The 6,575-nt window shown below is 33.2% G+C and carries 4 protein-coding genes; 3 read left to right on the plus strand and 1 reads right to left on the minus strand.

What is annotated here, in order from left to right:
• Nucleotides 1–128: 128 nt before the first annotated feature.
• Entirely contained in the window at nt 129–1,892 is a 1,764-nt protein-coding gene (locus tag Megvenef_RS06595; RefSeq protein ID WP_322777184.1) for a hypothetical protein, read from the minus strand.
• A gap of 209 nt (nt 1,893–2,101) precedes the next feature.
• Between Megvenef_RS06595 and Megvenef_RS06600 the strand changes: the two genes are divergently transcribed.
• The 3 genes from Megvenef_RS06600 to polA all read left to right on the plus strand — a co-directional run bounded on the left by Megvenef_RS06600 (nt 2,102) and on the right by polA (nt 6,496).
• Nucleotides 2,102–2,854 carry a YebC/PmpR family DNA-binding transcriptional regulator gene (locus tag Megvenef_RS06600; protein ID WP_322777185.1) on the plus strand — a complete coding sequence of 251 codons (753 nt, stop codon included), beginning with the start codon at nt 2,102–2,104 and terminating at the stop codon, nt 2,852–2,854.
• Nucleotides 2,855–2,936: 82 nt separating this feature from the next.
• Nucleotides 2,937–3,662, plus strand: coding sequence for an NTP transferase domain-containing protein (locus Megvenef_RS06605; protein ID WP_322777186.1), 726 nt, complete (start codon nt 2,937–2,939; stop codon nt 3,660–3,662).
• 176 nt (nt 3,663–3,838) lie between these two features.
• Nucleotides 3,839–6,496, plus strand: a complete 2,658-nt coding sequence (gene polA, locus Megvenef_RS06610; protein WP_322777187.1) for a DNA polymerase I — start codon at nt 3,839–3,841, stop codon at nt 6,494–6,496.
• The last annotated feature ends 79 nt before the right edge of the window (nt 6,497–6,575 follow it).

Below are 6,575 nucleotides of genomic sequence, written 5' to 3' on the forward strand. Positions count from 1 at the left end.
CATATTTTATTCCTCTTAGTTATATTAATTGATTATATAACCTATAAGGAATTTACACACTTAGATGGACAGACCCAATACGTTTTGTATTCTCTTATACATAGTTCAGGTTATTTGCAACATAGCCCTTATAATTTGGAATCAATAGAAGTTTTAGATAAACCACCCTCTTGTTCTTTCCTTTTAATCCGACCTAAGCGATCATATTCTTTCTTTCTTCCCGATACAATAGAATACATCATTTTGGCAACTGATGTACGCTGGCGTACTTCTTTTGCTACTTCTTCTCTTAAGTAAATCTGAAGAGGGGTTAGATCTTCCAGGCCAAGCAAAGGTTTATAAAGAATTTCAAGTTGAAAAGCGCTACAAACAGAAATTATATGCTTAACTAAAGCATGAACAAAATCAGAGGGTGATTTTATTTCCGGATTTAACGCTACTTTTTTAAAATCTAAACTAGTAATTTTATTCAATACTCCTGGATGAAGAAATATATCAGAGAGATTCAGCTCTAGAAGTTGCGCCCTTACTTCCTTCTTATCTTCAGCCATTTTTCTTATTTTATCAACGGAATTAGATAAGTTTGGAAAATAAAAGCTACTAGCAAGCTTTGTTACAAACCCTTCTCGTAAAAACTTTCTGCCTAAAGCATCATCTTCAAACAGATGCAGCATATTTTCTAGCAATAATCTATACCTTGTCGTCAACGAATTTATTGTGTATTTGTCCAGTTCGACAAATCTTTTTTGGATATGCCCTTCTAGAGCGTTACCAAGTTTACCTCTAAAAGAAGTAAGAGCACTCTTTATGGTTTGCTGCTCCTGAACAGAAAGATGACGTATCTTTGTATCAATCTTTTTGATTATAGCAAGCAGATTGTCATTCTTTGCTAAACCAAAAGCTCTTATATTATCGGCTTGCTTTAATAGCAATTGCAAATATTGAGACAAAAAATTGGTATTATGAAGCAAGTGTAATTCTACTGTTGCAAATTCAAAACCTTCTATTTGATGAGTTAAAGCATCAAGGTTTTGAAATCTGCTAAGCAGTTCGTATCCAGAATCACCTAATCTATTATAACTATACCTATACTGAGATTCTGTGTGAATCGTGTCTAACAACTGTGGACTTAGCTTATTTATCTGTTCAGAATTTTTTAGTCTGTCATACAGATGAATTAACTGCAAATCAGTAAGCTGTTCTAAAACGCTCGACTTTATCACAAAAAAACTAATTATCTGATCAAAGGCAGATTCAATATTATCTATAAAATTTGTATCAATAAAGCTAGCTAGATTCTGATAAAATTTGTATTTAATCGTCTCCTTTTCACCTTCCTCAGCATTTTCAATATTCCAAATCTCTTTAATGAGCAGTAACCTATCCAGCAATTTATTTTGGTTATCTGAATCTAAGGATTTGATTTGATAGACTATCGCTGAGGCTAATATTGTATCTTTAGCTAGTTGATTATGTGACTGCTCTGCGAATAGCACCTGAGCATTATGAGTGATTTTATATACCAGCTGACTCACTATATCCACTTCCTTTCTTTCAAGATTTTCTCCTTGAGCATGAGTCTTGATAGAAAAAATTATCTCCTTAATTTCAGATAAATATTGAGCTATTTCACTTTTAGAAAAATTATTAGACTCAAAAAGACTCAAATATTTATTTTTATGAGTTTGAATGCAATCTTCCAAATCTCGTCTATGCATCTTACTCATTAGTGCAAGATGGCTTCTGTACTTATAAAATGTTGAAATTATTCGTTTAGCAAAAGCAGCTTCTCTTGTTTTTTCTTCATGCCCCCATGAGTCAATATATCCTAAACTCAATTCCCTTGCATAATCACTTAATTCAAGCATTATTTCATTGTAGTAGCTTGTCACTTGCTTATATTCCTTTGCTTTATATCTTTAAAGTTTGTCCCACAATATTACAAAATCATTGTAATTACCAGAGCTATTGATATAACATCATTTACTTCATAAAACTAGCTTCTGATATAAAATGGCCAAATATTATTATTACTTGCCTTCTTTGAGCAATTCTTTAAAATAACACCAATATAAACTTTATTTTTATAGATACCTTAAAAATGGCCGGACATTCGAAATTTAAAAATATCCAGCACCGCAAGGGTGCTCAAGATAAAAAACGGGCTAAACTTTTTACTAAATTGGTCAGAGAAATAATTACGGCAGCAAAAATTGGTGGAGTAGATGCTAGCGCTAACCCAAGATTACGAAACAGCATATCTGCAGCAAGAAGCCAAAATCTTCCAAGAGAACGGATTGACAGAGCCTTAGCACAAGCATCGGACCCAAGCGATCTAGATAACTACACAGAGAATCGATATGAAGGTTTTGTACCGGGTGGTATTGCAATTATTGTAGAAACTTTAACTGACAACAAAAATAGAACCGTTGCAGAAGTACGAAGTGCTTTCACCAAATATGGCGGTAATTTAGCTGAAAATGGAAGTGTTAGTTTCATGTTTGATAGAGTTGGTAGAATTGAATTCGTAAAAACCGTTGCATCAAGTGATGATATTATGGAATCAGCTATTGACGCAGGAGCTATGGATGTTGAATCAACTGAAACTGAACATATCATTTATACTGATATTGAGTCTTTCTCTGATTGCCTAGAGTTTTTAACAACAAAATATGGTGATCCAATTGAATCTGAGCTTGGCTGGAGACCACAAAATATCATTACAATTGATGATGAAGAAAAAGCAGCAAAATTACTAAAACTAATCGATGCTTTAGAAGAAAGTGACGATGTACAAAAAGTATTTGGAAACTACGAACTTTCAGAAGAAATTTTTAATAAACTCTCAAATTAAACATTATATTTTTGGAACGTTAAGAACAAAAGATAAAAATAGAAGCTTATGTTAATTCAATTACCCTTTATATAATACACAAATGCAAATAATTATACTTGCTGCAGGCAAAGGTAGCAGAATGAACTCCTCTTTACCGAAAGTAATGCATAAAGTTGGTGGAACTCCTATGCTTGAGAGAGTGATACAAAACTGTAATAAAGTGTCAAATGATCTTGTATTAGTATACTCAAAGCACCTAGATCCGTATTTACACATGTTTAGTAACCGCTGCAAACTTGTTAATCAGGCCGAGCAACTAGGCACAGCACACGCAGTAGCTGTTGCAAAAGATTTATTTAACAATAACGATAATATTGGCGTTATCTATGGAGATAATCCATTAATAACAGCAGAGATTATTATAGGATTATTTGATCACCTTAACAAAACCGACTCAAAAATTGTGACATTAGCTTTCGAATATGAACAACAAAATCAATATGGACGTATTATATTAGACAAGGCAGACAATTTTCAAAAAATTGTTGAATCAAAGTTTGCTACCCCAGAAGAAAAAGAAGTGACTCTCTGCAACTCTGGGATAATGGCTTTTGCGCCCGGAATACTTACAAAATATATAGATAGTTGTCTTATATCCGACTCTAATAACCACGGTAAAGAACTGTATTTAACTAATATCATTGAAATATGTGCTTTAGCTGGTGAAAAAGTATCTTATTACAAATCCTTAGACCATCAACTAGTTGTTGGAGTAAATACCCAAAGTGAATTAGACAGCGTAAACTCACTCATTCAAAAGAAATAAACTATAGTTGTTTGGGTTGAATTAGTGTATTATTTATAGGGATATAGGAAAGATTTTACCTTTTAAATATTGCTACGAATACTCCAACTGCCATCCCATTTTGGGTATGAGTGGTGATTTTTCAAAGACAAAAGATAAAATAGAAATTTATGCTAATTCAATTCAAACAACTATAGATGGAGAAAACAAAAAATAATTCTCCGCTACTTATAATAGATGGCTATGGTTTTATCTTCAGAGCCTACCATGTTCAGCCACCTCTAACATCACCAACCGGATTACATGTAGGAGCAATCTACGGTTTTACTTCGATGCTTATAAAATTGATCAATGACTTTAAGCCAGAACATGCAGTTATTGTTCTTGATCATGAAGGCAGAAATTTTAGGCACAATATTTATAAAGATTACAAAACCAACAGACCTCCAGTACCTGACGATTTGATATCTCAGCTTAATTTAGTAAAAATTGCAGCTGATGCACTAAATTTTAGAAATCTTTCTAAGGCTGGCTTTGAGGCTGATGATATAATAGCTACGCTCGCTACGAAAGCATCGTCAACTAGGCGAGAAGCAATAATTATTTCTTCGGACAAAGATTTAATGCAATTAGTAGATGGGTTCGTAAAAATGTACGACCCGGCAAAATCCAAATATATAACTGAAGAAGACATCATAGCTAAATTTGGTGTTCCTGCACTAAAAGTTAGAGAAGTACAAGCCCTAATGGGAGACAAGTCCGATAATATTCCGGGTGTTGCAGGTATTGGTCCAAAAACCGCTGCGCAGCTAATTAATGAGTACGGCACCTTAGACGAAATTATACATTCTCTTGACCAAATCAAGAACCCTAGATGGCAAAAATTATTACAGGACAACTTGCAGAATGCTAAGATATCTTGGCAATTAGTGGGTTTAGATAAAAATGTTGATATAGAGCAAGATGTAGAAAATTTTCATTGGGTCTCTCCCAAGGTTGATCAAATATCAAATTTTTTGAATGAATATGGCTTTAAATCTCTGCATAAAAGAGTAGAGACTCTTTTCAATCTTAAGATAGAAAGCATCTCCGATCCATTTATGATTGAAGAAGGAAAAGTTATTCCAACTCTAGTAAAAATAGACAATTCTAAGCAGCTTGAACCGTTATTTCTTGAAATAAAAAAACTTGGAATGGTTGCTGTTTTTAATCGAATTCAAGATTCTAAACATAATTTGATTTTAACCACTGGGGGTAATTTGTATCATGTTGACTATAAGGATCAACTAGATGCACACGACTTATTTTCTTTTTCAAATGCTAAATTAGAAGACATAGAAATCAAACAACAAATACATTCTCTATTCTCAAACAAAGCTGTCAAGAAAATTACCTACAACCTAAAATCATTGCTTCAGCTAATCAACTCTAAAAATGAAAATATAGCTTTCCATGCTTTTGATGATTTAATGCTTATGGACTATGTCCTAAATGATGGAAATAAAGCACATGGATTATTGGATATTATAAATATATATTCAGGTTCAAATCCAACTGACAACACTTATTATGCAAGCTATTTCATTGACTGTTATAATAGACTTATTACTAAACTGGTAGAAAATAAAGCCCTGCATCTATATGATTCGATTGACTTGCCTTTATGCTATATTTTACATGATATGGAAAATATTGGTGTTAAAATCGATACCCAATATTTGAAGCATATGTCTACAGAGCTTGCTACCAAAATACAAGCTATAGAAAAAAAGATTTATATTTTTACAGGGAAAGAATTTAATATATCTTCTCCTAAACAACTTGGGATTATTCTATTTGATGAAATGAAATTACCGTTTGGTAAGGTTACTGGAAAATCTAAATCCTACTCAACCAATGCTGACACGCTTGAGAAACTTAATATAGAAGGTTATGAAATAGCGCAGCTACTTTTAGATTATAGACACTTATGCAAGCTAAAAAATACATATACTGATACATTACCAGAGCAAGTAGATAAAACAACCAGCAGGATTCATACAACTTATCTGCAATGCGCCACAACTACTGGTAGGTTAAGCTCGATAAATCCAAATGTGCAAAATATACCAATCAGAACAGAGGACGGAAATAAGGTCAGAGCAGCCTTTGTGGCGACGCCTGGAATGAAGTTGATTTCAGCTGATTATTCGCAGATAGAACTTCGCATTTTATCTCACGTTGCAAATATTGGCCAACTTAAGAAAGCATTTGCCGAAAATAGAGACATTCATGCACAAACAGCTAGTCAGATTTTTGATATTCCAATTGAACATATGGAGCCAGATGTAAGGCGCAAAGCCAAAGCAATTAATTTTGGAATAATTTATGGAATTAGCTCCTTTGGCCTAGCTCGTCAGCTAAATATAACAAAAAAAGAAGCAGCAACTTATATTGAAAAATATTTCAAAGAATATCCAGGTATTCAGAAATATATGAGCGAAACTATTGAATTTGCAAAAGGGAATGGGTTCGTATCAAATTTACTGGGACGCAAATGTTTCCTTCCTAACATTAATAGCAAAGATCATACTCTTAGATCATTTAGCGAGCGCGCAGCAATTAATGCCCCTATGCAGAGCCTAGCTTCTGACATCGTGAAAATAGCAATGATACTTCTGAACAAAACACTTTCATCTCGTAATATGAAGACTAAAATGATATTACAAATACATGATGAATTAATTTTTGAATCCCCAGAAGCAGAAGTTACCTCAGCTATGGCGATCATTAAATCAACTATGCAAAGCGCTTATTTACTTGATGTTGGAATAGATACAAAAGTCAGTACTGGAAATAATTGGCAAGAACTATAGTAAGTCTCTCCGTCAAAACTCTAAATTTTTGATATAATTTCAAGAATTTCAAAAATAAATCACCGCACATTCATTTTTT

The organism is Candidatus Megaera venefica (assembly GCF_034554655.1).
GTDB lineage: Bacteria > Pseudomonadota > Alphaproteobacteria > Rickettsiales > Rickettsiaceae > Megaera_A > Megaera_A venefica.